The organism is Leifsonia sp. 10L418, from assembly GCF_056395445.1.
In genome coordinates, this window is record NZ_JBFTJN010000003.1 from 263662 (window position 1) to 289515 (window position 25854).

Sequence of the window (25854 nt, forward strand, 5' to 3'; positions counted from 1 at the left end):
TTACGCTCCGGCCGACGGGTGGAGGGCGTGCAGGTATTTCTTGGTGATCTTCGCCTGCTGAAACCGCAGGTACGGGCCGGCAAGTCGGTACTTCCAGGTGCTCGGACGGGAGAACGACCGAATGGTGAGCCAGACGGAGTCGTCGTCGCGCTTGTCGACGACAAACGATTCCTCGCCGCTCTCCGGATGCCCGACCATGGTGCCGTAGGCGAAGCCGATGCGGTTGGGCTCGTCGATCACATAGACGACCCGAACCGGGGCGAGCACGCTGATCGGACCCACCTGAATCTTGAGTTTCGCGGTCATCCCGTTGGCGATGAACGGCGTGCCGTCTTCGGCAAATGTCGCTTCGTTGACCGGGTGAGACTGATCGGCCGACGGAGTGCCGTCGTCGTCGAAGATGATCCCGGCGTATTGCATGCCGGTTCCGGCCTCGACCTCGGTGACGTCCATGCCGCTTCCGCGCTGAACCCCCCACGACATCAGCAAGTCAGTCGCGACGCGAAAACGTTCCTCGCCGCTGCCGAGGCGCACGGTGTGTTCGGCCGGGCGGTGCCCCTTCGGCGGGTAGATCATCAGGTCGGGGGCAAGTGTGCCCCCGATGGCCCCGTAGGTCACTGAGGCATCGGTGAAGGTGGCGCGACGCATCCGACTAGGCCGCCGGCTTCTTCGTGAGGTCGACCGACCTCGGTGACTGCGCACTCTGCTGATTCATCAAAAACTCCGTTACGCCTAGAACTGCCAACGTTCAAGCGTAAGCGACTGAACCCGAACTGACGCCGAAAGCGCGGGAACGCGCGGTCAGAGCGCAGCGATCGCCAGCTCCATGCCACGGATTGCGCCGGTTCTGAGGTTTGAGTTGTTGCCGTTGACTACCTCGTTTGACGCAGTCACCTCAATGTAACTCCCGCGCACGAGGGCTTGTACGACGCAGTCGTACTCGCCCGAACACGCGATGACTGCAATGTCCGCTCCAGGAACATCGATTTCGGCCTTGGGTTCATACCCAGCTGTCGGCCCAATCAGTTCTGGCCAAGCCCACCCTCCACCCTGGATCATTTCCACGGTGACTCGGTGGATTTCACCGGCCGGCGTTTCGTCTAAGTTCGCGTGCTCCCAGTCGCAGCGCGCGTAGAACCCGCGTTTCATCGCAACAGAGAACATTGCAGGTACGCCCTCGTAGACCTCCGGCGTGATAAAGGATGGCGCGCCGACCGCGTGGCGGAATGCGCCATCGGCATCGAGGTCGGAGCAGGAACTCCATTCCCCCACAGAGTCGGCGACCGGAACGAACGCCGGCCGCGGAGGGCCGGCTGCCCTGAGCGCATCCCGAATCGTGGCTGCGATCTGAGCAGCGTCGACGGTCAGTGCGGCCTCATCGTGTTTCTCCGCAACGCGCCCTTCGAACTCCAAGACGACCCAGTAGCCGTCGGAGTCAAACTGCACATCGCAGAGTCGCCCACCGTCGCCGCCAAGGCACCTGGCAATTGAATTCGGCCCGACGAGACCCGACGTGAATCCCACTTTGCGATGATTCGAATCGGCTTGATAGGAATCCGTCGCGTCAGGAAGGACGCCCACGCGGATGAACGCCGCAGCGGACTCCAGGCCGTCCCACCTGCACTCAAGTAGCCCACCCTGTGCCATCGCAACGCTGCCGATGTACAGCGGAACCTGCAACTCGGTCAGTACGGTGTCTGGATATCCCGTCGCCCGCGCTCGCTCCTCCGCGCCGAGAAGCTCGTCGCAGCCGAGCTGTACCCGGTCCACGGGCGGAGCTGCCAGCGCAGGCGCTGACTCGGCCGGCGATGGCTGCGCAATGCTGCCGCACGCGGTCAGTGTGAGTAGCGCGGCAATCGCGGCGCTACCGATGACGAACCTTCCGATCCCCCCGGTCATCCGCTCACCCTAGCGGAGTTTTCTCGGCAGACCGGGGGTTTTCGTTACTTCTCTTTTTTCTTCTCCGTGTCACCGGTGAGGGCGGCGACAAATGCTTCCTGCGGAACCTCGACCCGACCGACCATCTTCATACGCTTCTTGCCCTCCTTCTGCTTCTCGAGGAGCTTGCGCTTGCGGCTGATGTCACCGCCGTAGCACTTGGCCAGAACGTCCTTGCGGATGGCACGGATGCTCTCACGGGCGATGATGCGGGCACCGATCGCAGCCTGGATGGGCACCTCGAACTGCTGACGCGGGATGAGCTCGCGCAGACGCGTGGTCATCAGCACGCCGTAGGCATACGCCTTGTCGCGGTGCACGATGGCGCTGAACGCGTCGACCTGCTCACCCTGCAACAGGATGTCGACCTTGACCAGGTCGGCTTCCGCTTCGCCGATGGGCTCATAGTCGAGCGAGGCGTAACCGGCGGTGCGGCTCTTCAGATTGTCGAAGAAGTCGAAGACGATCTCACCGAGCGGCATCGTGTAGCGGATCTCGACACGGTCTTCACCGAGGAACTCCATGCCGAGCAGAATGCCGCGGCGGCTCTGGCAGAGTTCCATGATGACGCCGACGTAGTCCTTCGGCGCGAGAATCGCTGCCTTGACGATCGGCTCCTCGACCTTGGAGATCTTGCCGCTCGGGAATTCGCTCGGGTTGGTGACGGTGACCGTGCGCTTGTCGTCGGTGGTGACCTCGTAGGGCACGCTCGGCGCCGTGGCGATCAAGTCGAGGTTGAACTCGCGCTCAAGACGCTCGGTAATGATTTCGAGGTGCAGCAGGCCGAGGAAGCCGCAACGGAAACCGAAGCCGAGGGCGACGGAGGTCTCGGGCTCGTAGACGAGTGAGGCATCCGAGAGCTTGAGCTTGTCGAGCGCCTCGCGCAACACCGGGAAGTCGGTGCCATCGATCGGGTAGAGACCGGAGAAGACCATCGGCTGCGGCTCGGTGTAGCCGGGCAGTGCCACGGTGGCGGGCTTCGCCGCCGTCGTGACGGTGTCGCCGACCTTGGAGAGGCGCACGTCTTTCACGCCGGTGATCAGGTAGCCGACCTCGCCGACGCCGAGTCCCTTGCTCGGGGTGGGCTCGGGCGAGCTCACACCGATCTCGAGGATCTCGTGGATGGCACGAGTCGACATCATCTGGATCTTCTCGCGTGGCTTCAGCTCGCCGTCGATCATGCGCACATAGGTGACGACGCCGCGGTAGCTGTCATAGACCGAGTCGAAAATCATGGCGCGGGCCGGGGCATCCGCGTCGCCGACCGGTGCCGGGATGAGCCGGGTGGCGCGGTCGAGCAGCTCGCCGACTCCCACGCCGGTCTTGCCCGAGACGCGCAGCACGTCGTCGGGGCTGCCGCCGATGAGGCTGGCCAACTCCTTGGCGTACTTCTCGGGGTCGGCGGCGGGCAGGTCGATCTTGTTCAGCACCGGGATGATCGTCAGATCATTCTCAAGTGCAAGGTAGAGGTTCGCGAGGGTCTGGGCTTCGATACCCTGAGCCGCATCGACGAGAAGGATCGCGCCTTCGCAGGCGGCGAGGCTTCGGGAGACCTCGTACGTGAAGTCAACGTGGCCGGGGGTGTCGATCATGTTCAGCGCGTAGGTCTGACCGTCGAGTTCCCAGGGCATGCGCACGGCCTGGCTCTTGATGGTGATGCCGCGCTCGCGCTCGATGTCCATGCGGTCGAGGTACTGGGCGCGCATCGCCCGGTCGTCGACGGCGCCGGTAATCTGCAGCATCCGGTCGGCAAGGGTCGACTTGCCGTGGTCGATGTGGGCAATGATGCAGAAGTTACGGATGAACGCGGGGGCAGTTGCGGCCGGTTCAAGCGCCTTGAGAGCTCTCGGTGACATGATCTGGCAATTCTCCCATGACCGGACGGCATTGGGCGCCGCTTCTGCCTTTCGGTCGTGTCACGTGTGCGTCCCGATGGCGGCCAAACCCCCGCTCGTGCGCTCAAATCGTCGCTTGGGCTGGCCTCCGGCGACGATTTGGGCGCACGCGCGGCAGTATCTCGGATCGCGACGGGGCCGGGACGCGAACGGGAAGCGATCAGTTGGCTCGGTGGCGACTAGGTGCGAAGCGTGCCGATCACGACTGTCGCGTAGAGCTCGTCTGAAGCGGCGATTCGCGCTCTCAGGCCGTGGGCCTCAAAGATCTCGGCCGTTGTCGCCGCCTGGCCTTCGCCGGTCTCGACGAACAGGTGTCCGCCTGGTGACAGCCAGTCTGAAGCGGATGCCGCCACCCGGCGTTGCACGTCGAGGCCGTCGACTCCCCCGTCGAGTGTGACGTGCGGTTCATGGAAGCGGGCTTCCGGTGGCATCAATCCGATCGCATCCGTGGGCACATAGGGAGTGTTGGCCAGAAGGATGTCGACGCGTCCGCGGAGGGTCACCGGGAGCGGCGCGTAGAGGTCGCCCTGGTAAACCTGGCCTCCGAGCGCCTCGACGTTGCGGCGAGCGCAGAGCACCGCAGCGGGTTCGATGTCGGCGGCGTGCAACTCGATGTCGGAGACAACCGACGCGAGGGCAACTCCTAAGGCACCCGATCCGCAGCACAGGTCAAGCACGGTCGCTCCCGGCTCGGCGAGCGCCGCCGCCTCGTGCACCAGAAATTCGCTGCGTCGGCGTGGAACGAAGACGCCGGGGTCTACCTCGACGCGGAGCCCGAAGAAGGAGGTCCAGCCGAGGATGTGCTCGAGCGGCAGCCCCGAGACGCGTCGGTCGACCATCTCGGCGAGCTCGGTAGGAGATACCGGCGCCGCGAGAAGCAAGCGCGCCTCGTCTTCGGCGAAGACGCACCCGGCCGCCCGAAGCCGAGTGACGATGACTGATTCAGAAAGTGTTGTGGGAGTTGCTGACATGAGTGAGCCTTTCGGACTGACCGATGGGCGCTCTCGTCACCTACGCCGTGTGAGTCACACGGTGGCGGGAGGAGAGGCCCGATACCTGACGTGCGTTGATGGGTCTCACCTCCTTCGATGTGGTGTGTGTGTGTGTGCGAGAACTCAGCAGAGCAACGCTAGCCGAATGGCTGGGCTCTCACCAGTGCCGGGGCTGAATACTGCCTGAGCATCGCGCAATCGCACAGCGTGACGATTGGGATTCAGCGTGGCGGTCAGGATTCAGCGGATGCGGTGGATTCAGCGGCTGAACCGGCCTGCGCGGCGAGCGCATACGAGCTTCCACTGCGCGTGCGTTCGAGCACACCCTGATCTATGAGAGCGCGACGCAGCCCGGCGACGTCGGGGCCGAAGACGCTGAGTCGCTCATTCACGGCGCGCTCGGTCAAGACCTCTCCCGCGTCGAAGGCCTGGCTCGCAATCCAGGCAAGAAACAGACGGCGTTCCTCCCCATTCGCCGGATAGCGATCGATCTGACCGTCAGCGGTCAGAAACCGTTGGGGCCCTTCCCGCGCCGGCCGGTCGGGGGCCTCCGCGAGAAGCGCAATCAGGGGTTCTGTCGCGACCCGCAGCGCTCCGTCCTCGACGCGGGTAACGAAACCGGCCTGCTCCAGTTTGCCGAGGGCTTTACCGCGCTGGACATCCGTCAACGGCTTGGCCACTGGCTCGGCCAGCACGACCTCGGCATAAGCGCGGCGCAGGTCGGGGTTGACCAGCATGGCCACGACGTTTCTCCAGGCGAGAGTCATGCTGCGCTGTCCCCCACGAGCTCGATGTGATGCGGTGAGCCACTCATCGGGCCAGCCTTCCATAGCTGCTTACGCAGCGAAAGGATCTCCACGTACCGAAGATGAGATCAGACGACTAGTTCGCCGTGGGGCAAGCCTTGTAGATGGCTTCTTCCTGGGCCATTCCGATCTGTTCCCGTATCGACGGGAACCAGTTCTGGTTCGGCCACTGTGCGACGAAATCCTCCTTCGTGGGCGGAGCAGGATACTCGACGCCGTTTGCTGCATAGCAGGGAGCGAGAAACTGCGTGAGGTAGTCGTAGACCCAGCTCAACACCGCGTCGTTCGGCAGAGGGAACGGTTCGTTCGGATGCCCCGCGTCGCAGACGAAGGCGCTCACGGCCTCTGCCTCGTTTGTGGGTTGCGGACTCACCGACAAGACGACGCCGTCGGCATTCGACCCCGTCTCCACCTTCAGACCGGCTGCGGCGAAGCAGGAGGAGCGCACCTCGAGCCGGTTCTCGCCGGTCAGGTACTCGGTGAACGACACCTCGGGGCGCTGGGCATTGGGATAGGTCGCCAACACGGTGCCCCAGAGCGCATCCTGCGCCGCCACCCGCTGCCGTTCCTTCTCCTCCGGAGCCAATGGCGGGGCGGTCGGCGATGGTCCGATGTCGGGCATCGGAATGGTGACGGCCAACGGCGCCGTCGCTGTCGCCGTCGCCGTCGCCGTCGGGCTGGGCGTTGCGGTTCCGACGGTGCTACTGCAGCCCGCCATCACGGTAAGACTGAAGCAAGCCAGTGCGACGGCTGCGGCCGTCCGTTGGCGCGCAGTGAACGATGCCATGTTTCCCCCTTGGTGTTGCAGTGATCCTAGTGACCGACTCGAACTGCTGCGCCGCATCCGCCAACATTGATGCCGGCGAAATCCTCCCCACTTCGATGGATGCCCGATTCCAAGCGCGCTGGCTAGGCTGAAAGCAATGTCAACCCGCGACGCCACCACACTGCCCGACACCAACATCGGCGACCGCCTCCCCCACTCGGCGCTGACCCCCGTCTTCACCGTGCTTCGGATCGGCTTGCACGTGATGATCGGCGCCCTCACCGCGCTTGTCATCGTTCGCGCGCTGTTCGGCGTCTGGCCGTTGCCCGGTGTCGTCGTCACGCTTGCCGCTCTCTTTCTCGGCGTCTACATCGGCGGCGGCAACCTCGCGCGCACGCACCATGCGCCGTGGGTCATCCCCGTCTGGCTGATCACCCTGATGGCGCTCTGGCTGGTATTGACTCTGTTCGCCTCCGACGCCGCCTACCTCGTCTTCCCCCTGTTCTTCCTCGAGCTTCATGTTCTTCCGCTGCGCTGGGGCATCCCTGCAGTGATGATCAGCGTGCTCCTGGCCATCTGGGCGCTCACCTACCATCTGGGTTTGAGCATCGGCACCGTACTCGGCCCGCTCATCGGCGCCGGAGTCGCCATCGCCATCGGGATGGCCTACCAGGCGCTGCTCCGTGAGGCGTCCGAACGGCAAGCCCTCATCGCCGATCTCATCGCCACGCGCGCAGAGCTCGCCGCCACCGAACGTGCCGCAGGCACGCTCGCCGAGCGTGAGCGTCTGGCCCGCGAGATTCATGACACGATCGCGCAGGGGCTGTCGAGCATCCAGATGCTGTTGCATGCCGCCGAACGCACCGTCACGGATGCGACGGCGCGCGACCACCTGCGGCTCGCCCGGGAGACGGCAGCGGCCAACCTGCAGGAGACGCGTCGCTTCATCAGCGAGCTCACCCCGCCGGCCCTCGTCGAGCAGACGCTCCCCGGGGCGCTGCAACGCCTGGCCGAGACGGCAACCGCCGAAGCCGCCCAGTCCGATGTGCACACCGTCGTGAGCCTCCACATCACTGGCGAGCCGGTCGCGCTCCCGATGCGCTTGGAGGCGACGCTCCTGCGCATCGCCCAGGGTTCGCTCGCCAACGTCGCCCAGCACGCGGGAGCCACCCGGGCCGAAGTCACCCTCAGCTACATGACCGACGAGGTCGCCCTCGACATCGTCGACAACGGACGCGGCTTCACGCCGACGACGACCGCATCGGGGGAACAGCACAAGTCCTTCGGGCTCGTCGCCATCCGTCAGCGTGTCGAGCAGCTCGGCGGTACCTTCGTGTTGGAATCGGCGCCGGGCGGCGGCACGGCGCTCGCCGTGACCTTTCCGCTGGAGGAGGTGGCCCGATGATTCGACTTCTGCTGGCCGATGACCATCCCGTCGTACGCGCCGGACTGCGTGCGCTGTTCTCGGCCGAACCGGACATGGAAGTCATCGCCGAAGCCCAGACAGCCGAGGAGGCCGTCGTGGCTGCGGCATCCGGCAACGTCGACCTCGTGCTGATGGACCTGCAGTTCGGCGGCGTGCTTCACGGCGCGGAGGCGACCCGTCAGGTGCGCTCTCGGCCCGGAGCGCCGCGCGTGCTTGTGCTGACCAACTACGACACGGATGCCGATATCCTCGGCGCGATCGAGGCCGGAGCCAGTGGCTACCTGTTGAAGGATGCCCCGCCGGCCGAGCTCATCGCCGCAGTTCGTGCCGCGGCTGCCGGGGAGAGCGCGCTCGCCCCGGCGGTGGCCAGCCGACTCGATACCCGCACTCACGCCCCGGAAACGCAGCTCAGCCTGCGCGAGGCCGAGGTGCTGGGATTGGTGGCCGCTGGGCGCTCGAACCGGGAGATCGGTCAGGACCTCTTTCTCAGCGAGGCAACCGTGAAATCGCACCTCGTGCACATTTTCACGAAGCTCGGCGTGACGTCGCGTACCGCCGCGGTGGCCAAGGCCCGCGACCTTGGGACGATCCGAAAAGCCTGATCAACGACCGGCGACGTGCTCGAGTCGGCTCTCAAAGTCGGGGCGAGCGCGACATCGGAGGCGATCGCCCGCAGGCAAAGTCTGAGTCGATTGTCGCCCCAACGATTAAGCTGATAACGTTGCTTGTTGACTTGCGTGTTGGGTCCCACCCCACACGACTAGCCGCAAAGCGCCCCTCTACCGCCGCGCGGCACATCCAATTAGCAACTAACGAAAGCAAATAAAAGTGGCAAATATCAAGTCGCAGATCAAGCGTATTGGCACCAACAAGAAGGCTCAGGAGCGCAACAAGGCGGTCAAGAGCGAGTTCAAGCGCGCCATCCGCGCCACGCGCCTCGCCGTCATCGCTGGCGACAAGGACAAGGCTGCTGCATCCCTCGTTCTGGCTTCGAAGAAGCTCGACAAGGCTGTCAGCAAGGGTGTCATCCACAAGAACCAGGCTGCGAACAAGAAGTCCGCAATCTCGAAGTCGGTCAACGCACTCGTTTAGTCGTTCTTCTCAGATGCGCCTCGTGCGTGTCTGACGACAAGGCCCCCACCTCTCGAGGTGGGGGCCTTTCGCGTCGCCCGGCAGGAAGTTCGCTGCTCGAGGGTATGACTCGAACCGCCAGAGTCGGCCCGTCGATCGTGGCCAGCCCAGGCTTACTGGTTGACGTAGGCCATATGGGTAGCGTTGTAGCGGTCGCCGCGGACACCGATCCTGCGGGCGAGGGAGTTGAGATCAGCCAGGTCGTCGGCGGAGAGGGCGACCGTCGTCGCGGCGGCGTTCTCCTGGATGCGGGCCGTGCGGCGGGTGCCGGGGATCGGCACGATCCACGGCTGCTGAGCGAGCAGCCAGGCCAGCGCGATCTGCCCCGGAGTCGTGTCCGTGCGGCTAGCGAGGTCCTTCACATGGTCGACGAGGGATTGGTTCGCGGCGAGGTTTTCCGCCTCGAAGCGCGGGACCTTTTGGCGGATGTCGCCGTCGCTGAAGGTCGTGGATGTGTCGACGGTGCCGGTGAGGAACCCCTTGCCCAGCGGGCTGAACGGCACAAAACCGATGCCCAGCTGCGCCAGCGTCGGCAGTACGTCGGTCTCAGGGTCGCGGGTCCACAGCGAGTACTCGCTCTGGACGGCGGTGACGGGGTGGACGGCGTGCGCGGCCCGGATCGTGGCGGCGGAGGCCTCGGACAGCCCGAAGTGCTTGACCTTGCCCTCGGCGACGAGTTCGCCGACAGTGCCGGCCACGTCCTCGATGGGCACGTCGGGGTCAACGCGGTGCTGGTAGAACAGGTCGATCGTGTCGGAGCGCAGCCGCCTCAGGGAAGCCTCGGCGACGCGACGGATCTGCTCGGGGCGGCTGTCCAATCCGACGCTGTGGCCGTTCTGGATGTCCCAGCCGAACTTGGTGGCGACCACGACCTGGTCACGCAGGGGTTCGAGGGCCTCACCGACGAGTTCCTCGTTATCGTACGGCCCGTAGACCTCAGCGGTGTCGAAGAATGTGACGCCGTGCTCGACGGCGGACCGCAGCACGCCGATCATCTCGGCACGGTCGCCGGGGTTGGGGCCATAGCTCTGCGACATGCCCATCACGCCGAGCCCGATCGCGGAAACCTGGAGACCCTGTCCGAGTGTTCTGGTGTGCATACTTCAATCCTCCTGGGACGGGTCATGGTCGGTGGTGGTGTCGTCGGCGAATTGCTTCGGCGGGTTCCTGACGGTCGGCGTCTCGGAGTTAGGCCTCGGCGCCCCGACGCGTGATGATGCCGATCAGACGCTCGATCGCGAAGACCGGGTCGCGCCCGGCGCCCTTCACACTGGCATCCGTCTCGGCGAGGGCCTGGATGCACCGAGCGAGGCCTTCGTCGGTCCAGCCGCGGAGGTCGCGCTGGGCACGCTCGACCTGCCACGGCGCCAGACCGAATTGGGAGGCGAGTTGGCCGGTTGCGCCACGCACCCCATACAGTTTCGCCATCGTGCGGATCTTGCTCGCGAAAGCGGCAACGACCGGCACCGGATCGGCGCCCGACGCGAGAGCGTGCCGCAGAATCACCAACGCTTCGCCGTTGCGTCCGGCGATGGCGGCATCCGCCACCTTGAACGCGTTGGCCTCGACCCGACCGCCGTAGTAGCGGTCGACCGTGGTCTCGGTCACTTCGGCACTGGAATCGGCGATCAGCTGCTGGCAGGCGGCCGACAGTTCGGCCAGATCGTCGGAGAACGCTCCGACGAGCGCGCGCAGGGCGCTCGCGGTGACGCGCTTGCCGGCTGTCTTGAACTCGGCCGACGCGAAGTCATATTTCTCGGTGTCTTTCTTGAGTTCTGCGCAGACAATCTCGATGCCGCCGCCGGTTCCAGAACGAATCGCGTCGAGGAGCTTCTTGCCGCGCACACCGCCGGCATGACGAAGCACGAGATAGGCGCCGTCGGCCGGATTCTCGAGGTACTCCAGCGCCTCGGCCAGGAAAGCGTCACTACATTTCTCGACCGCACTGACTCTGATCAGCCGTGGCTCGTCAAAGAGCGACGGGCTGGCCAGCGTGACGAGCTCCCCCGGCGCATAGCTGTCGGCCTGAACATCGCTGACCTCGAGGCTCGGGTCTTCGAGTTTCAGAAAATCGCGCAGCTGGCGGATGGCGCGCTCGGCCAGCACGGTTTCGGTTCCGGAAACGAGAACGATGGGTGCCGGTCGCACCTGGTGCCAGGCTAGCTGCGGGATGGCCGCGGCCTTCGTCGCCCGGCTCGGCGCTGCAGTTCGTGCAGCAGGTCGTGCAGCCACGTGAGTTCCCTTCGATTGCTGATTCCAGCCTAGCCGGGGCGGGGCGGCCTCGATGCGGTCGCGGGTCGGAGGTCGGCCGAACTCGTGGCCTGCGGGGTTGTCTGACGCTCTGTCCATAGCGACAGCGCTCCGTGCCCTTCCGTGGCCGGCGCGACCAGAATCATCCCCTGCCGGTCGGTGCGTACGCTCACCGTGCCGACCGACGCGAGGAGGTCGAGCAGATGCTGAGTCGGATGCCCGTAGCCGTTGTCGGCCCCGACCGAGATCAGCCCCACTGTCGCGTGAAGCCGGGCGTAGAGTGCGGCGCTTTGATCGCGGGAGCCATGGTGGGCGACCTTGACCACATCCACCGCGGTCGGAAGTGACGTGGAGAGCAGGCCGCCCTGCGCCTCCTCGCCCAGGTCGCCGAGAAAGAGCGAGCTGATGCCGCGGCCGTCAAACCCGACGATCACACTCCCCCCGTTACCGGCAAGGTCGACACCGCCGCTTCGGGCGGCCGAGGTCGGGGGCCACAACACGTCCCACCGCAACCCGCCGAGTACGCCGGTATCCCCGCGCGCGGCCACACTCACCTGCGCTCCCCCGCCGGTCAAACGGTGCAGCAGCCACTCATCCTTCGCATTCTCCGGTGCCCCGGCGATGGCACGGTCGACGCGCCCGACGACGGCGTCGAGGCCACCAACGTGGTCGAGGTCGTAGTGCGTGAGCACGAGGAGTTCGATGCGGCTGACCCCGAGGTCGGTCAAGCAGGCGGTGAGGAGGCCGGGGTCGGGTCCGACATCGATCAGAGCGTGCGCGGCGCCGTCGCGTACGATCACCGCATCGCCCTGGCCCACATCGCAGGCCGCGATTTGCCAGTTGTCGGGGATGCCGACGGCACGACTGACGCCTGTTCCGAGCAAGGTTCCGGCGTAGGACCCGGCGACGATGAGCAACACCGCGGAGGCCAGGATCCGCCAGAGCGGACGCCTGCCGAGCGTCGAGCGCCGAACGTCCGGGCGCAGCGCACGCCTCACTGCGCGCCTCTCCGCGCGCCCAGGCGGATTCACGCCGGGCCGGCTCCCCGATTCCACGGAGCGCCCCGCCGTCGACGATGGCCTCATCTCGGGCGGCCGAAGCACGAGCAGCAGGGCAAGCACCGTCACCCCGCCGATCAGCAGCACCCCGAGCACGCCGTCCAGCCACGGAAGCCGGTTGCCCGGCAGCGTCGCGACGGCCTGGGCGACCGCCGCGATCCAGGCCGACGGCAGCCAGGCCAGGTGCACCAGAAGGTTGGCGAGCCAGGGCCAGACCGGGATCAATACGCAGGCGACAAGGCCGATGACCGTCGCGAGCGGAGCAGCCGGGGCGGCCAGGAGATTGGCCGGCACCCCGTACAGCGCCAGTGACGGCGTCAGGAGCAGTAGAACCGGCTGGCAGGCGAGCTGGGCGGCAAGCGGGATGGCGATGGCGGCCGCGATGAACTTCGGCATCCAGCGGGTCAGCATCCGGGTCAGCGGCCCGGCCAGCAGTAGCAGACCTCCGGTCGCGAGCACCGAGAGCGCGAATCCGTAGTTGCGCGCAAGCCACGGGTCGATGGCGAGCAGGCCGATGGCCACGAGGCAAAGCGTCGGCATTCCGCGGCCGGTGCGCCCGAGGCCGCCGACGATCAAGACGACGGATGCCATCACCGCCGACCGCAGCACGCTGGGTTCTGGCGTGACGAGCACCACGAAGCCGAGCAGCGCCACGAGTGAGAAGACAATCCGCCAGCGCCGACGCAAGCCAAGCGACCGCGTCAGAAGCATGATCCCGGCGACGACGACTGCACAATTAGCTCCAGAAACCGCCGTCAAGTGACTGAGCGAACTGGATTTCATCGCCGAATCGAGCGTGGCATCGACGGCGCTGGTGTCGCCGATTGCGAGGCCCGGCAGGAGTTGGGCTCCGTCGCCGGGGAGCCGGGCGGAGGCGGCCGAGAACTGCGTACGCAAGGCATCCGCCCACTCCAGCCAGACGGGCGGTTGTGCCACGAGGCGAGGAGGACTGCGCCCGAAGTAGAGCGCCGAGGCCGAGTCACCGGGCGCGGTGGCGACGAGACGTCCGTCGAGCTCGATCTCACTGCCGATGCGGAGCCGGGACCGCGGGTTCGCCGGGTCCCCCGCGCCCAGTGCCGGGGTCTCGGTGAAGACCAGCACGGGCACGGACATTCGCCTGCCCACGTTGTGCATCGTCAGGAGCGTGAGGGTGGCCCGAAACCGTACGCGCTCGGCCGAGACACTCGGCGTGCCCGGCGCCCCGGGCGCGCCCGATGCGCTCGCCCCGAACGCGGGTGCGGTCACCGGGCTCGACCACACCGTCAGCGTCGCCGTCACGGCGTCCCGATCGACTGCGGCATCGCTGACGCTCTGGGGAAGCCGACTAGGCATCGTCATCGCCACGACGGATGCGACCAGCGCCGCCGTCGCGCAGGAAACCGCGATCATCGCCCGCAACGACCCGCTCGACCGTGTCTGGCGCGACAGGAGCAACCAGCCCAGCACCGCCCCGGATGTCACCCAGAGCACCGCACATGCCCACGCGGCCACGGGGGCCGGCGACGCGATCAACACCCCGGCCGCCGCCCAGGCCGCTATCGCCGGGCCGGCCAGTCGCAGATCGAGGGTCACACCGTCACCAGGTCTTTCAGGCCGTCGAAGGTCTTCTGTCCGATCCCGGTCACGTTCTGCAGCTCGTCGACGCTGCTGAACCGCCCATTCGCGGTGCGGAAGTCGATGATGCGCTGGGCCATCGCCGGTCCGATCCGTGGCAGCGAATCGAGGTCGGCGACGGTCGCCGTGTTCAAATTGACCAGGCCGGCTGCGGCGCTGCCGTCCGCCGGGTTGGCGGCCCCGCCGGGTGCGCCACCAGCGGCCCCGCCACCCGGCGGAGCCTGCGGCTGCGCTTCGCCGCGCGCCGGAACGTAGAGCTGTTCGCCGTCGCTGACCGGCCGGGCCAGGTTCACCCCGGCCGGGTCTCCGGCCTCCGACAACCCTCCCGCCGCCGCGATCGCGTCGACCACCCGGGAACCGTCGGCAAGCTGGAACAGCCCGGGCCGACGCACGGCGCCGAGCACATGCACGAAGAGAAAAGCACCTTGGTCACCTTCACCGGCGCCGCCTCCGGCGCCCGGACCCGTCGTGGAGGGTGCCGGCCCGGCATCCGTTTCGCGAGCTGAGCCGTTCGGCGACAGGCTCGTCGCCACGCTGCCCGGAGTCACCACCTCACTTCCGGATTCTTGGCCGAACGCAGAGACGACAACGGCGACGATCAGGGCAAGAATCAGCAGCACGATCGCAGCGCCGATTCCGATGCGCACCCGCGGCGAGGCCGCACGCGCAGCCGGATGCAGCTGGGCAAGCGGATCTGCCGCGGAATTTGGCTCCATTTCGGAAGGTTAGGCCGGGCTGGGGTGCCGAATTCTGACGGGCCTGGAATCGGTGAGCAACCGACGCCCGGTCGGGACTGTGGAGGTCTCGTGGAGAGGTCGGGTGGAGAGGTTAGGTGAAGAGGTCGGCTCGCGCGGTCTCGACAAGCTCGACCACCGAAAGGGCAGGCTTCCACGCAGGCGTGCGACATCCCCGTGGGCGTGCGAGATGGCGCACGCCCAGCGGGATTCCCCACGCCAGAACGCTGGAACCGAGGTGATGCCACACACGTCCGGAAATTGACTCGCGAGATCTCGAGATGCGTCCGTCGGTTGTTGAGGAGCAGCCGACGCAGGAGGCCGCGTCTCGAAACACGTCGGGCGCTCCTCGATCAACGAGACTGCTTAACGAACACGAGCCGACATCCGGTGAGGATGTCGGCTCGTGCAGAGAGCGAAAAGCTCGAAGAAGCTACGGCTTCGTGACGAAGCTCACCAGACGCGGCGCCCGCACGATGACCTTGACGATCTCACGATCACCGATGGCCCGAACGACGGCCTCCGACTCGCGAGCCAGCTTCTCGAGGTCGTCGGCATCGATCTTCGGCGAGATCTCGAGACGGTCGCGCACCTTGCCGTCGACCTGCACGACAGCCGTCACCGATTCCGTCACGAGCAGGGTCGGGTCGGCCTTGCGCCACTGCACGAGGGCGACACACGGCTCGTAGCCGAGGCGCTCCCACATGTCTTCGGCCGTGTACGGGGCGAACAGGTTCAGGGCCATGGCCGTGACCTCTGCGGCTTCGCGCACCGCGGCATCCGCAGCACCCGCACCGGAGTCGATCACCTTGCGAGTCGCGTTGACGAGCTCCATCAGACGGGCGACGACCACGTTGAACTTGAATGACTCGGTGAGGCCCGGTGCGTCGGCCAGGAAGCGGTGGGTCACGCGGCGGAGGGCCACGTCACCGGTCGACCAGTCGACGTCGGGCGCGCTCGTGACGTCCTTGGCCATGCGCCAGGCACGGGCGAGGAACTTCGATGAACCGACCGGCGACACGTCGGCCCAGTCGATGTCGTCTTCCGGCGGGCCGGCGAACGCCATCGTCAGGCGCACCGCGTCGACACCGTGACGCTCGATCTCCTCGGTGAAGTAGACCAGGTTGCCCTTGCTCTTCGACATTTTGGCGCCGTCGAGGATGACCATGCCCTGGTTCAGCAGCGCGCTGAACGGCTCGGTGAAGTTGAGGTAGCCGAGGTCGTGCAGCACCTTGGTGATGAAGCGGGCGTAGAGCAGGTGCAGGATGGCGTGTTCGACGCCACCGACGTACTGGTCGACCGGCGCCCACTTGTCGGCTTCCTTCGGGTCGAACGCCTTCGTGTCGTCGTTCGGGTTGAGGAAGCGCAGGAAGTACCAAGAGCTGTCGACGAAGGTGTCCATCGTGTCGGCGTCGCGCTTGGCGGGGGTGCCGTCGATCGGGTTCGGCACGTTGACCCAGTCGGTCGCCCCGCCGAGCGGCGAGGTTCCCTTGGGCTTAAGGTCGAGGCCCTCGGTCGGCGGCAGCAGCACGGGCAGCTGGTCTTCGGGAACCGGAATCTCGGTGCCGTCTTCGCCGTGGATGATCGGGATGGGGGTGCCCCAATACCGCTGGCGGCTGATCAGCCAGTCGCGCAGGCGGTAATTCTTGGCGGCACGACCGGTGCCGTCGGCAGTGAGCTTCTCGATCATCGCCGCGACAGCGGTGTTCTTGCTCATGCCGCTCAGGGCACCCGAGTTGATCAGGCGGCCTTCGCCAGCCAACGCGATGCCCGTCTCGGCGGGGTCCAGCTGCGGCAGCTCTTCGCTTCCGTCGAGCATGGACTCGGTGACCACGGGGATCGTGCCGGTGACCGGGGCGAGGGTGTCGACGACGACGCGCACCGGCAGGTCGAAGGCGCGGGCGAAGTCGAGGTCGCGCTGGTCGTGGGCGGGCACGGCCATCACGGCGCCGTGGCCGTAGTCGGCGAGCACGTAGTCAGCGGCCCAGATCGGCAGGCGTTCGCCGTTGACCGGGTTGATCGCGTAGCGACCGAGGAACACACCGGTCTTCTCACGGTCGGTGGCCTGACGCTCAATCTCGGTGCTGTTCTGTACCTTGACCAGGTATTCCTTGAACGCAGCCTGCAACTCGGGGGCGGCATCCGCGACGAGCTCCGAGGCGAGGTCGGCGTCGGGGGCGACGACCATGAAGGTCGCGCCGAACAGCGTGTCGGGGCGCGTCGTGAAGACGGTGACCGGCGCTTCGCGTCCTTCGATCGTGAAATCGACATCCGCACCGATCGAACGGCCGATCCAGTTGCGCTGCATCTGCAGCACCTTCGACGGCCAGGCGCCCTCGAGCTGGTTGAGGTCGTCGAGCAGGCGGTCGGCGTAATCGGTGATCTTGAAGTACCACTGGGTGAGCTTCTTCTTGACGACCACGGCGCCGCTGCGCTCGCTCGTGCCGTCGGCCAGAACCTGCTCGTTGGCCAGAACCGTCTGGTCGACCGGGTCCCAGTTGACCCAGCTGTCCTTGCGGTAGGCGAGGCCCTTCTTGTACATCTGCAGGAACAGCCACTGGTTCCACTTGTAGTACTCGGGGTCGCTGGTGTGAATCTCACGCGACCAGTCGAAGGATGCCGCGTAGAGCTTCATGCTCTTCTTCTGCTGCGCGATGTTGTCGTAGGTCCAGCCGCGCGGGTCGATTCCGCGCTTGATGGCGGCGTTCTCGGCGGGCAGGCCGAAGGAGTCCCAGCCGATCGGGTGCAGTACGTTGAAGCCCTGGTGGCGCCAATAGCGGGCCACGATGTCGCCGAGCGCGTACACCTCGGCGTGACCCATGTGCAGGTCGCCCGACGGGTAGGGGAACATGTCGAGCACGTACTTGCGCGGACGGCTGTCGTCGGGGTCATCCGTCTCGAACGGCGCGAGCTCGTCCCAGATCGGCTGCCACTTCGCCTGAATCGCGGCGAAGTCGTAGATGTCGCCCTCGGCCTCGGCCCAGTTCTGTGTGTTGTCGTGCTCGTGTGCCACGTGACTCTCATTCAATGCAGTGAGGGAGCGTTCGCTCAGACAGACGAGCTCCTGTGAGCGACGTCCAAGCTTCTAGGGTACTAAACGCGAACGCCCAGCGCGGCCAGCAGGGCAGCCGCTTTGACCCGGGTCTCCTCGATCTCCTCGAGGGGATCGGACAGCGCGGTGATTCCGCCTCCCGTGCCGATTGTGGCGCCGTCGGCATCCAGGACGATGCTGCGGATGACCATGGCCAGGTCGACTGAGCCGTCGAGGCCGAAATAGCCGAACGCTCCGGCGTAGATTCCCCGCGGTCCGCCTTCCAGCCCGTCGAGAATCGTCATGGCGCTTCGCTTGGGCGCACCCGTCATGGAGCCGGCCGGGAAACAGGCGGCGACGGCATCCGTGACGGTAACGCCGTCGGCCAGCTGCGCCTCGACGGTGCTGACGAGCTGATGCACGTGCGCGTAGCTTTCGACGGCCAGCAGATGGGACACCGAGACCGTGCCGAGTTTCGCGATGCGACCGAGGTCGTTGCGCATGAGATCAACGATCATGAGGTTCTCGGCGCGCTCCTTGTCGCTGGCCAGGAGCTCATCGTGCAGCTGAGCGTCTTCGACCGCGTCGGCACCGCGTGGGCGGGTGCCCTTGATCGGTTTGGTCACGATGCGGCGGTCAGGCGTCACCGTCAGGAACTGTTCGGGTGAGGCGCTCAGCAGCGCGATATCACCGAATCGCAGCAGTCCCCCGTGATGGCTGGGACTCCCGGAGCGAAGCGCCAGGTAGGTGTCGAGCGGATCGGGTCGCAGGTCGAGCGCGATCTCATTGGTGAGACAGATTTGGTAGGCGTCGCCGGCGGTGATCGACTGCTGGCAACGACGAATAAGGTCGGCGTACTCGTGCTCGGTGTGCCGCCAGCTGGCACCGATCGGCGGCACCGCGGCAGCGCGGGGCGACGCACCGGGGGGTGTGTTCGTGAGCCGCGATTCGAGTTCCGACGTCCATCGTTCGAGTGCCGCGGCATCCGCACCACCCTCGGTGAGGGCCAGAACGCTGACCTGCCGGGCACCGTGGTCGAACATGAGTGCGCGATCCACGTGCAGCAGCGCGGCATCCGGGTACCGCGACACATGGGTCGGCGCCCCGACCGTCTGGGCGCCTAACTCGTAGCCCAGCCAGCCCACCCACCCCAGGCGGAATCCGCCGGTGTTCGCACCCACCCGGGTGTCCTCGTCGGCCGAGTACGTCACTCCGTCGACACCGACGAAGTCGTCACCGAGATCGTGACCGAGGTCGTCACCGAGGTAGTCGAAAATTGTCTGCCGCGAAATCTGAGGGGCGGCGGAGGGCAGAGCGGCGGAGCCCGCCGGCAGCGTCACGGTCACCGTTGCCTCAGACAAGGATGCCGTCACAAAACGTGACCGCTCGGTCGCGGCTCCGAGATAGCTGAAGCCGCTCTCCGCGTCGGCTCCGGCATCGAGCCAGAAGGCGTGGCTACTCGCGCCGTAGAGGGTCTGAAAGACGTGCGCGGGTTCCCACCAGTGCGCCAGGGGAAAAGCTCGGACCGTCGCAGACACAGTCCCAGCCTACGGCGTGACCCGGCACGCACTCGGCGCATGAAGACCCCCTGTCGCTGGGCGGCATCGCGAGACATGATGGGCAGCGGAAGGGAGACACGATGACCTCACCCATTCTCGTCACCGGCGGAACCGGCACCCTGGGCCGCCAGGTCGTTGAGCTTCTGCAGAAAACCGGACACGAGATGCGAGTTCTCAGCCGAAGCCCGCAGCCGCCTCGGGCCGGCGTCGAGTATTTCGTCGGAGATCTGTCGACCGGCGTGGGAATCGACAGCGCGGTGCAGGGGGTCGAAATCATCATTCACTGTGCCGGGGGTCCCTCCGGCGATGGTCTGAAAGCACAAAACCTCGTGCGCGCCGCCTCCCTCGACGGCCGACCTCATGTCGTCTTCATCTCCGTCGTCGGCGCCGGTCGCATCCCGCTCCGCAGCAAGGCCGACCGCGCCATGTTCGGGTATTTCGGCTCGAAACTGGCCGCCGAGCGGGTGATTGCCCAGTCGGGCCTCCCCTTCACGACACTGCGTGCCACCCAGTTCTACGACCTGCTGGTTCTCGTGGCCAAACAACTGGTCAAGTTACCGGCGATGCCGTCGCCGACCGGGTTCCGGTTTCAGCCGGTCGACTCCGGCGAGGTCGCGGCCCGATTGGTCGATCTCGCGCTCGGCGAGCCGGCCGGCCGGGTGCCCGATCTCGGCGGACCGCGCATCTACCCTGTGGCTGATCTGCTCCGTGACTATCTGTCAGCCGCACATCGGCACCGTGTTCTGGTGCCGCTCCGCATGCCCGGCTCCGCCGCGCGTGCGATTCGCGCCGGCGCTAATTTGGCACCCGATCAGGCGATTGGCCGCCGCACCTGGGAAGACTTCCTGGCCGAGCGAGTGGGTCACTCAGCGTGATTTCACTCGGTTCGCACCGCCCGCTCGTCTATTCTGTGCTGGTGCCTACTACCGCTGATTTCTCAACCCTCGCCGACAAGCGCTTCATCTCCATGACCACATTTCGAAAGAGCGGCGAGCCCGTTTCGACCGCCGTGTGGATTGCCAGAGACGGCAATGACTTGATCGTGACGACTCCGAAAATGAGCGGAAAGGTCAAGCGCCTCCGCAACAGCGACCGTGTCGAGATGCGACCGTGCGGCCGCAGCGGAAAGGTCGAAGCGGATGCCGTCTGCACCGTCGGCGTTGCGACGATCGCCGACGACGACGCAAGTCGGGCTCTCCTCACCACTGTCTTCGGCGCAAAATACGGCCTCGAGTACCGCATCTTCATGTTCATCGAACGGCTGGGCAAGGCCGGCAACAAGGACCGCGTGCTGCTGCGGATCACGCCCGCCTGAACTCCACCATCCGGCGCTGCCTCGCCGCACGCGCGCACCGCCTAGGCTGTCTGGGGTGAACGACATTCTCGGCTGGATCCTCGACACGGTGTCAAGTGTTGACCCGGTCGTTCGCACGCTCATCGCCTTCGTCGGCATCCTCTTGGAGACATCGGTCCTGATCGGTCTCGTGGTGCCGGGTGACACCATCGTGCTCGTCGCCGCAACCGGGGTGAAGACACCGGTCGAGTACTTCGCACTCGTTTTCGCGGTGATCGCCGGCGCACTGATCGGTGAGAGCATCGGGTTCGCGCTCGGCCGCTATTTCGGGCCGAGGATCAGGCGGAGCACCTTCGGTCGCCGGCTTGGCGAGAAGAATTGGATGCAAGCCGAGGACTATTTGAAACGGCGCGGCGGGATCGCGGTGTTTCTGTCACGCTTCCTGCCGGTGCTCCACTCACTCATTCCGCTCACCGTCGGTATGAGCACGATGCGCTATCGCACATTTATGGCCTGGACGGTGCCGGCCTGTCTGATCTGGTCGTTCGCCTATGTCAGTGTCGGTGCGGCCGCAGCCGGAAGCTACCGTGAACTGTCGGGTCGCCTGCACTTCGCCGGCTACATCTTCGTGGGCATCATCGCCGCATTCATCGTGCTGGTCTACCTCGTCAAGAAATGGCTTCACCGGCGCGAGGCGCGGCACATGACGCGTCTGGCGGAGTCTGGGGCGGCCGTCTCCGGCTCAGTTGCCTCCGCCTCTACCGAGTCCGGCTCTACTGCATCGGACACCGGCGACAACGACGATCCCCCCTTCGTCTAGCTTCAGCCCGGGGTGAGTCGCCGCAGGTGGCGGGCACAGCGCTCTGGCGCGGTGTATTCCCCGCGGCGCGGGGTAGAGCGCGCGCCCGCCGGGATACACCGCGCCCCGCTCAGAAGTCGGCCCGTGAGGCGAGGTCGAGTCGCGCCGTGATGAGCTCGGTGGGCACCGGCGTGTGCGAGATCAGCAGCACAACCCGTTCGGCACCGGCGGCTTGCAGGATGTCCCGCACCAGCCGGTCGGCCTGATGCACGTCGACGTTCGCCGTGGGTTCGTCGAGGATCAGCACCGGGAAATCGGCGAGCAGTGCCCGCGCAACGGCGATCCGCTGCGCCTGCCCGCCCGAGACGAGGGCGCCGCGCTGCCCGACCTGGGCGTCGAGCCCCCCGCGCTCGGCCGTCCACTCGGCGAGTCCGACCCGGTCGAGTACCGCCAGGAGCTCGTCGTCGGTGGCCGTGTCGCGGGCGAAGAGCAGATTCTGACGGATGCTCTCGTCGAAGAGCCACGGGCGCTGTTCGCACAGACCGACCACGCGTCGAACCTCGTGCTGTGGCAGTTCACTGGCCTCGACGCCGTCGATCCGATACGAACCGGTGTAGTCGAGGAAGCGCACGAGCGCGTGGGCGATGCTGGTCTTTCCGGTACCGCTCGGCCCGGCCAGCAGCATCCGGTCGCCCGGCTGCAGGCGGAATGACACGCCCGAAACCGCGGGAGCCGACTGCCCCGGCCAGCGCACCGCGAGGTCAGCCACCTCAAGCACCGGGCGAAACGGCACAGGTGTTTCGGAGTTCTCCGCCGCAGCCGAGAACTCAAGCGGATTCTCAACAGGAATCTCGACCGGCACCACGGCCGGTGCCACACCGGCGACTCGTTCGGCGCTCGCGCGCACCTGACGCCACACCCCGAGGGCGGCCGGAATCGCGGCGAACACCTCGAACACGGCCATCGGAACAAGCACGATCACGGCCAGTGCCGGTCCGTTCAACTCACCGAGTGCGCCCCCGGAACCGGGCAAACCGAGAGCCGGGATTCCGAGCACGAGGGCAGCGACAGTGGCCGCCCCGGCGACGAGAGAGGTGATGGAGGCTTGGAGGCCAGAGCCCAGCGCGCGGCGGAGCGTCGCGCGACGCAGCCGGGCGTCAAGCTCGGCGATCGTGGCCAGGCGCCCGTCGAGTGCGTCGAAGGAGCGCAGCACGTCGAGGTTCTCGACCACTTCGAGCACGTCATTGGTCAGCCGGCCGCGGAGCGGGGCGATGGCCCGTTCTGACGACGCGGCGACAGCCCCCGACAGCACGGTTCCGAGCAGCCCTCCAACAATCAGGCAGGCCGCCAGGGCGATTCCGGCCGCCGGAAGAATCAGCCAGACTCCCACGACACTCAGCACCGCAACGATCAGTGAGGTCAGCAGCGGCTGCACGACCCGCAGCGGCAAATCCTGCAGGTCGTCGACATCCCGAACGAGTCGCGTCAGCAGGTCACCGCGCCCGGTGCCCGACAAACCGGCCGGCGCGAGCGGCACCAACCGGCGAAACACGCCGACACGGAGCGCGGCGAGCTGGCGGAACGCGCCGTCGTGGCTGACCACTCGCTCGAGATAGCGAAACGCCGAGCGGCTGAGCGCGAACGCACGCACCCCGACAATGGCCATCGACAGAAACATGATCGGCGGATGTTCGGCCGCCCGCGTGATCAGCCAGGCCGAGCAGGCGAGCAGCGCCACCGCCGACAGAGCGCTGCCCACACCGGCCAACAGACCGGGCAGGAACCAGCGCGGTCGCGGCTGCGCCATCCGCAACACCGACCGGGCCTCGGCCTTCAGCTCGGTGGAAGCCGCATCAGCATTCGACGCTGTGGCAGTCAGAGTCGCCTCAGACATGAGCGGACTCCTGAACCCTGACGATCGCGTCGGCGGCGGCGCAGACGGCCGGCCGGTGGCTGATCACGATCACGATACGCCCCTCGGCGGCGAGCGCCTTCACCCCGTGGATGAGCGCCGCCTCAGCAGCAGCATCCAGCGCCGAGCTCGGCTCGTCGAGCACCACGACGGCGCAGTCCTCGGCCCGCGCCCGGTAGAAGGCACGCGCCACGCTCACGCGTTGCGCCTGCCCGCCCGAGAGGCCGTCGCCGGCGACCGCCAGCATCGTCTCCGGGTCGAGCTCGGCCGCGCCGGCATCGGCGAGCGCGCGGCGCAGCAGGCCGACATCGACGGATGCCTCCCCCAGTGTCACATTCTCGGCAATCGTCCCGGCGAACAATCCGGGCCGTTGCCCCGACCAGGCCAGCCATCCGCGCGAGGAACTCGGCTGGAGCAGCGCGTCGTCCAGGGTGATCATGCCGTCATAGTCGATGAATCCCTGCAACGCCGCGATCAGGGTGGACTTTCCGACCCCGCTCGGACCGGTGATCACGCTGAACTCGCCCGCACGGAACTCGGCGGTGAATCGGTCGATCACCGGCGAGTCTCCCCGCACGATCGTGACGTCGTCGAAGCAGAGCGTGGCATCCGTCGACCGACCGAACGGCAGACCGGCCGGAGCCGCGTCGGACCGGGCAGCCCGTTCGACACCTCGTCCTTCATCTTCGTCCAGAATTGCGAACACTTCCTCGGCAGCTGCGAGACCGTCGGCGGCCGCGTGGAACTGGGCGCCGACCTGTCGCACCGGCAAGAACGCTTCCGGGGCGAGGAGCAGCACGAACAAACCCACCCCGAGCAGCAGAGAACCGTCGACCAAACGCAGCCCGACTCCCACCGCAACCAGGGCGACCGAGAGGCTCGCGGCCAGCTCAAGCACGAAGCCGCTGAGGAACGAGACCTTCAACACTGCCATCGTGCGCTGACGGTAGTCCTCGGTGATCGCACGCAGCCGTGTGGTCTGGCGGTTGTCCCGGCCGAAGATCTTCAGGGTTCCGAGGCCCCCGACCAGGTCGAGAAAACCGTTCGACAGGTGCTGCAGTGACTCCCACTGAGACTTCTGCACACCGCGGGTCGCCAGGCCGATCAGAATCATGAAAATCGGGATGAGCGGCAACGCGATGATCACCGTGATCCCGCTCGGCACATCCTGCACGAGCATCACGAGCACCAGGATCGGCGTTGCGATCGCGGTCAGCAGTAGCTGCGGCAGGTAGCGGGAGAAGTAGTTGTCGAGCGCGTCGAGACCGGTGGTGACGACCGTCGACACCTGAGCGCTCTGACGCCCGGCCAGCCAGTCCGGCCCGCGCCGCGCCACGGCATCCAGCACCTGCGAACGCAACTGGGTCTTCACGACTGCTGACGCACGCTGGGCCAAGAGCTCCTGCAGCCAGATCAGCACCGCGCGCAGCACGACCACGGCGGCCAGCGCCCCGATCCCGCCCGCCAATTCGGACAGCGGGCGCCCCTCGACTGCTCCGGTGATCGCTTGGCTGAGCAGCCAGGCGAAGGCGATGACCGCGAAGGTCTGCACCAGGCTGACCACGGCGGTGCCGGCGAGAAACCAGCGTGCCGCTGTGGCGTAGCGCAGGAGTCGGGGGTCGAGGGGGCGCATGTCTTAGTGGGCTGCCTGTTCGATGTGTGCGCGGCTGACGCGCTTGCGGAAGATCCAGTATGTCCAGCCCTGGTAGAGGAAGATGACCGGGGCCGCGATGAGCGCCGTCCAGCTCATCACGCTCAGAGTGTACGGCGTCGACGAGGCATTCTCGATGGTCAGGCTGTTCGCCGGGTTGTTGCTGGCCGGCATGACATCGGGAAACAGCGAGGCGAACAGGGTCAGCACGGCCAGTGCAATCGTTGCGGCCATCAGGCCGAACGCCCAGCCTTCCTTGCCCCGCACGTTGGCCACGAACGAGGCCACCAGAGTCAGCGCTGCGCCGAGAGCCAGAAGAGCGGATGCGACGGTGCCATACGCGAACGTCGTCCAGACCAGGAAGGACGCCGCGACCAGAATCGTGACGACCCCTGCCCGGATGGCCAGGCTGCGGGCACGCACCCGGATGTCGCCCTCGGTCTTCAACGCCACGAAGACGACTCCGTGCGTGAAGAAGAGCAGCAGGGTGGTGAGGCCACCGAGTAGCGCGTACGGGTTCAGCAGATCGAAGAACGAGCCGATGTAGTTGTACCCCTCATCGAGCGGAACCCCGCGCACCACGTTGGCGAAGGCAACGCCCCAGAGCAGCGCAGGCACCGCGGAGCCGACGATGATCATGCCGTCGAACCAGGCCTTCCAGCGGCTTTCGGGGCGCTGGTGCCGGTACTCGAACGAGACCCCGCGGGCGATCAGCGCCAGCAGAATGATCAGCAGCGGCAGGTAGAAGCCGCTGAACATCGTCGCGTACCACTCCGGGAATGAGGCGAACAGCGCGGCGCCGGCCACGATCAGCCAGGTTTCGTTGAGGTCCCAGACCGGGCCGATCGTGTTGATCAGCACCCGGCGATCGGTGTCGTCTTTTCCGAGGAACGGCAGCGACATTCCGACACCGAAGTCGAAGCCGTCGAGCACGAAGTAGCCGATGAACAGCGCGGCGATAATCCAGAACCAGAGGTAGTTGAGATCCATCATCAGCT

General features: G+C 66.5%; 21 protein-coding genes. 6 read left to right on the forward strand and 15 right to left on the reverse strand.

Translation table 11 applies throughout. The features are described from left to right. From AC1DCF_RS09180 to AC1DCF_RS09205, 6 genes are all read right to left on the reverse strand, one after another. On the reverse strand, positions 1-648 hold the full coding sequence (locus AC1DCF_RS09180) for a DUF1990 family protein (RefSeq protein ID WP_441791697.1): 648 nt from the start codon (positions 646-648) through the stop codon (positions 1-3). Positions 649-801: 153 nt separating this feature from the next. Continuing rightward, a complete protein-coding gene (locus AC1DCF_RS09185) occupies positions 802-1899 on the reverse strand; it encodes a hypothetical protein (protein ID WP_477210739.1) in 1098 nt (365 codons plus the stop codon). A gap of 44 nt (positions 1900-1943) precedes the next feature. Next, a complete protein-coding gene (gene lepA, locus AC1DCF_RS09190) occupies positions 1944-3794 on the reverse strand; it encodes a translation elongation factor 4 (protein ID WP_477210740.1) in 1851 nt (616 codons plus the stop codon). Positions 3795-4012: 218 nt separating this feature from the next. Beyond that, positions 4013-4804 (reverse strand): putative protein N(5)-glutamine methyltransferase, encoded by a 792-nt coding sequence (locus AC1DCF_RS09195; protein ID WP_477210741.1) that lies wholly within the window; start codon positions 4802-4804, stop codon positions 4013-4015. A 254-nt stretch (positions 4805-5058) separates the two neighbouring features. Beyond that, positions 5059-5592, reverse strand: a complete 534-nt coding sequence (locus AC1DCF_RS09200; RefSeq protein WP_477210742.1) for a DUF2087 domain-containing protein — start codon at positions 5590-5592, stop codon at positions 5059-5061. 115 nt (positions 5593-5707) lie between these two features. Then, a complete protein-coding gene (locus AC1DCF_RS09205) occupies positions 5708-6418 on the reverse strand; it encodes a hypothetical protein (RefSeq protein WP_477210743.1) in 711 nt (236 codons plus the stop codon). Positions 6419-6554: 136 nt separating this feature from the next. On the opposite strand from AC1DCF_RS09205, the gene AC1DCF_RS09210 reads away from it, so the two are divergent. The 3 genes from AC1DCF_RS09210 to rpsT all read left to right on the forward strand — a co-directional run bounded on the left by AC1DCF_RS09210 (position 6555) and on the right by rpsT (position 8915). Then, positions 6555-7802: a sensor histidine kinase gene (locus AC1DCF_RS09210; RefSeq protein WP_477210744.1), complete on the forward strand. Its 1248-nt coding sequence runs from the start codon at positions 6555-6557 to the stop codon at positions 7800-7802. Beyond that, complete coding sequence (locus AC1DCF_RS09215) at positions 7799-8425, forward strand: response regulator transcription factor (protein WP_477210745.1); 627 nt, start codon at positions 7799-7801, stop codon at positions 8423-8425. Before AC1DCF_RS09210 ends, AC1DCF_RS09215 begins: the two co-directional genes overlap by 4 nt. 226 nt (positions 8426-8651) lie before the next feature. Then, positions 8652-8915 carry a 30S ribosomal protein S20 gene (rpsT, locus tag AC1DCF_RS09220; RefSeq protein WP_345062029.1) on the forward strand — a complete coding sequence of 88 codons (264 nt, stop codon included), beginning with the start codon at positions 8652-8654 and terminating at the stop codon, positions 8913-8915. Between the two features lie 152 nt (positions 8916-9067). Here rpsT and AC1DCF_RS09225 read toward each other — a convergent pair whose 3' ends face one another. The 6 genes from AC1DCF_RS09225 to pabB form a co-directional block, all read right to left on the reverse strand. Beyond that, positions 9068-10054 (reverse strand): aldo/keto reductase, encoded by a 987-nt coding sequence (locus AC1DCF_RS09225; protein WP_477210746.1) that lies wholly within the window; start codon positions 10052-10054, stop codon positions 9068-9070. 88 nt (positions 10055-10142) lie between these two features. Continuing rightward, positions 10143-11186: a DNA polymerase III subunit delta gene (gene holA / locus AC1DCF_RS09230; RefSeq protein ID WP_477210747.1), complete on the reverse strand. Its 1044-nt coding sequence runs from the start codon at positions 11184-11186 to the stop codon at positions 10143-10145. A 29-nt stretch (positions 11187-11215) separates the two neighbouring features. Further along, complete coding sequence (locus tag AC1DCF_RS09235) at positions 11216-13834, reverse strand: ComEC/Rec2 family competence protein (protein WP_477210748.1); 2619 nt, start codon at positions 13832-13834, stop codon at positions 11216-11218. Next, on the reverse strand, positions 13831-14592 hold the full coding sequence (locus AC1DCF_RS09240) for a helix-hairpin-helix domain-containing protein (protein WP_477210749.1): 762 nt from the start codon (positions 14590-14592) through the stop codon (positions 13831-13833). The genes AC1DCF_RS09235 and AC1DCF_RS09240 overlap by 4 nt, the downstream gene beginning before the upstream one ends. Positions 14593-15043: 451 nt before the next feature. Further along, positions 15044-17623, reverse strand: coding sequence for a leucine--tRNA ligase (gene leuS, locus AC1DCF_RS09245; protein WP_477210750.1), 2580 nt, complete (start codon positions 17621-17623; stop codon positions 15044-15046). Positions 17624-17703: 80 nt separating this feature from the next. Then, on the reverse strand, positions 17704-19179 hold the full coding sequence (pabB, locus tag AC1DCF_RS09250; protein WP_477210751.1) for an aminodeoxychorismate synthase component I: 1476 nt from the start codon (positions 19177-19179) through the stop codon (positions 17704-17706). A 101-nt stretch (positions 19180-19280) separates the two neighbouring features. Here pabB and AC1DCF_RS09255 point away from each other — a divergent pair, with 101 nt between their 5' ends. From AC1DCF_RS09255 to AC1DCF_RS09265, 3 genes are read left to right on the forward strand one after another with little or no spacing between them, the layout of a single operon-like run. Beyond that, entirely contained in the window at positions 19281-20075 is a 795-nt protein-coding gene (locus AC1DCF_RS09255) for an SDR family oxidoreductase (protein ID WP_477210752.1), read from the forward strand. Between the two features lie 41 nt (positions 20076-20116). Beyond that, on the forward strand, positions 20117-20515 hold the full coding sequence (locus tag AC1DCF_RS09260; RefSeq protein WP_477210753.1) for a PPOX class F420-dependent oxidoreductase: 399 nt from the start codon (positions 20117-20119) through the stop codon (positions 20513-20515). Between the two features lie 55 nt (positions 20516-20570). After that, positions 20571-21314: a DedA family protein gene (locus AC1DCF_RS09265; RefSeq protein ID WP_477210754.1), complete on the forward strand. Its 744-nt coding sequence runs from the start codon at positions 20571-20573 to the stop codon at positions 21312-21314. Between the two features lie 109 nt (positions 21315-21423). Here AC1DCF_RS09265 and cydC read toward each other — a convergent pair whose 3' ends face one another. From cydC to cydB, 3 genes are read right to left on the reverse strand one after another with little or no spacing between them, the layout of a single operon-like run. Further along, positions 21424-23187 (reverse strand): thiol reductant ABC exporter subunit CydC, encoded by a 1764-nt coding sequence (gene cydC / locus AC1DCF_RS09270; protein WP_477210755.1) that lies wholly within the window; start codon positions 23185-23187, stop codon positions 21424-21426. Next, complete coding sequence (gene cydD / locus AC1DCF_RS09275) at positions 23180-24838, reverse strand: thiol reductant ABC exporter subunit CydD (protein ID WP_477210756.1); 1659 nt, start codon at positions 24836-24838, stop codon at positions 23180-23182. The genes cydC and cydD overlap by 8 nt, the downstream gene beginning before the upstream one ends. 3 nt (positions 24839-24841) lie before the next feature. Next, the gene (gene cydB / locus AC1DCF_RS09280) at positions 24842-25846 is read right to left on the reverse strand and encodes a cytochrome d ubiquinol oxidase subunit II (RefSeq protein ID WP_477210757.1); all 1005 of its coding nucleotides are present in this window, start codon (positions 25844-25846) and stop codon (positions 24842-24844) included. Positions 25847-25854 lie beyond the last annotated feature (8 nt).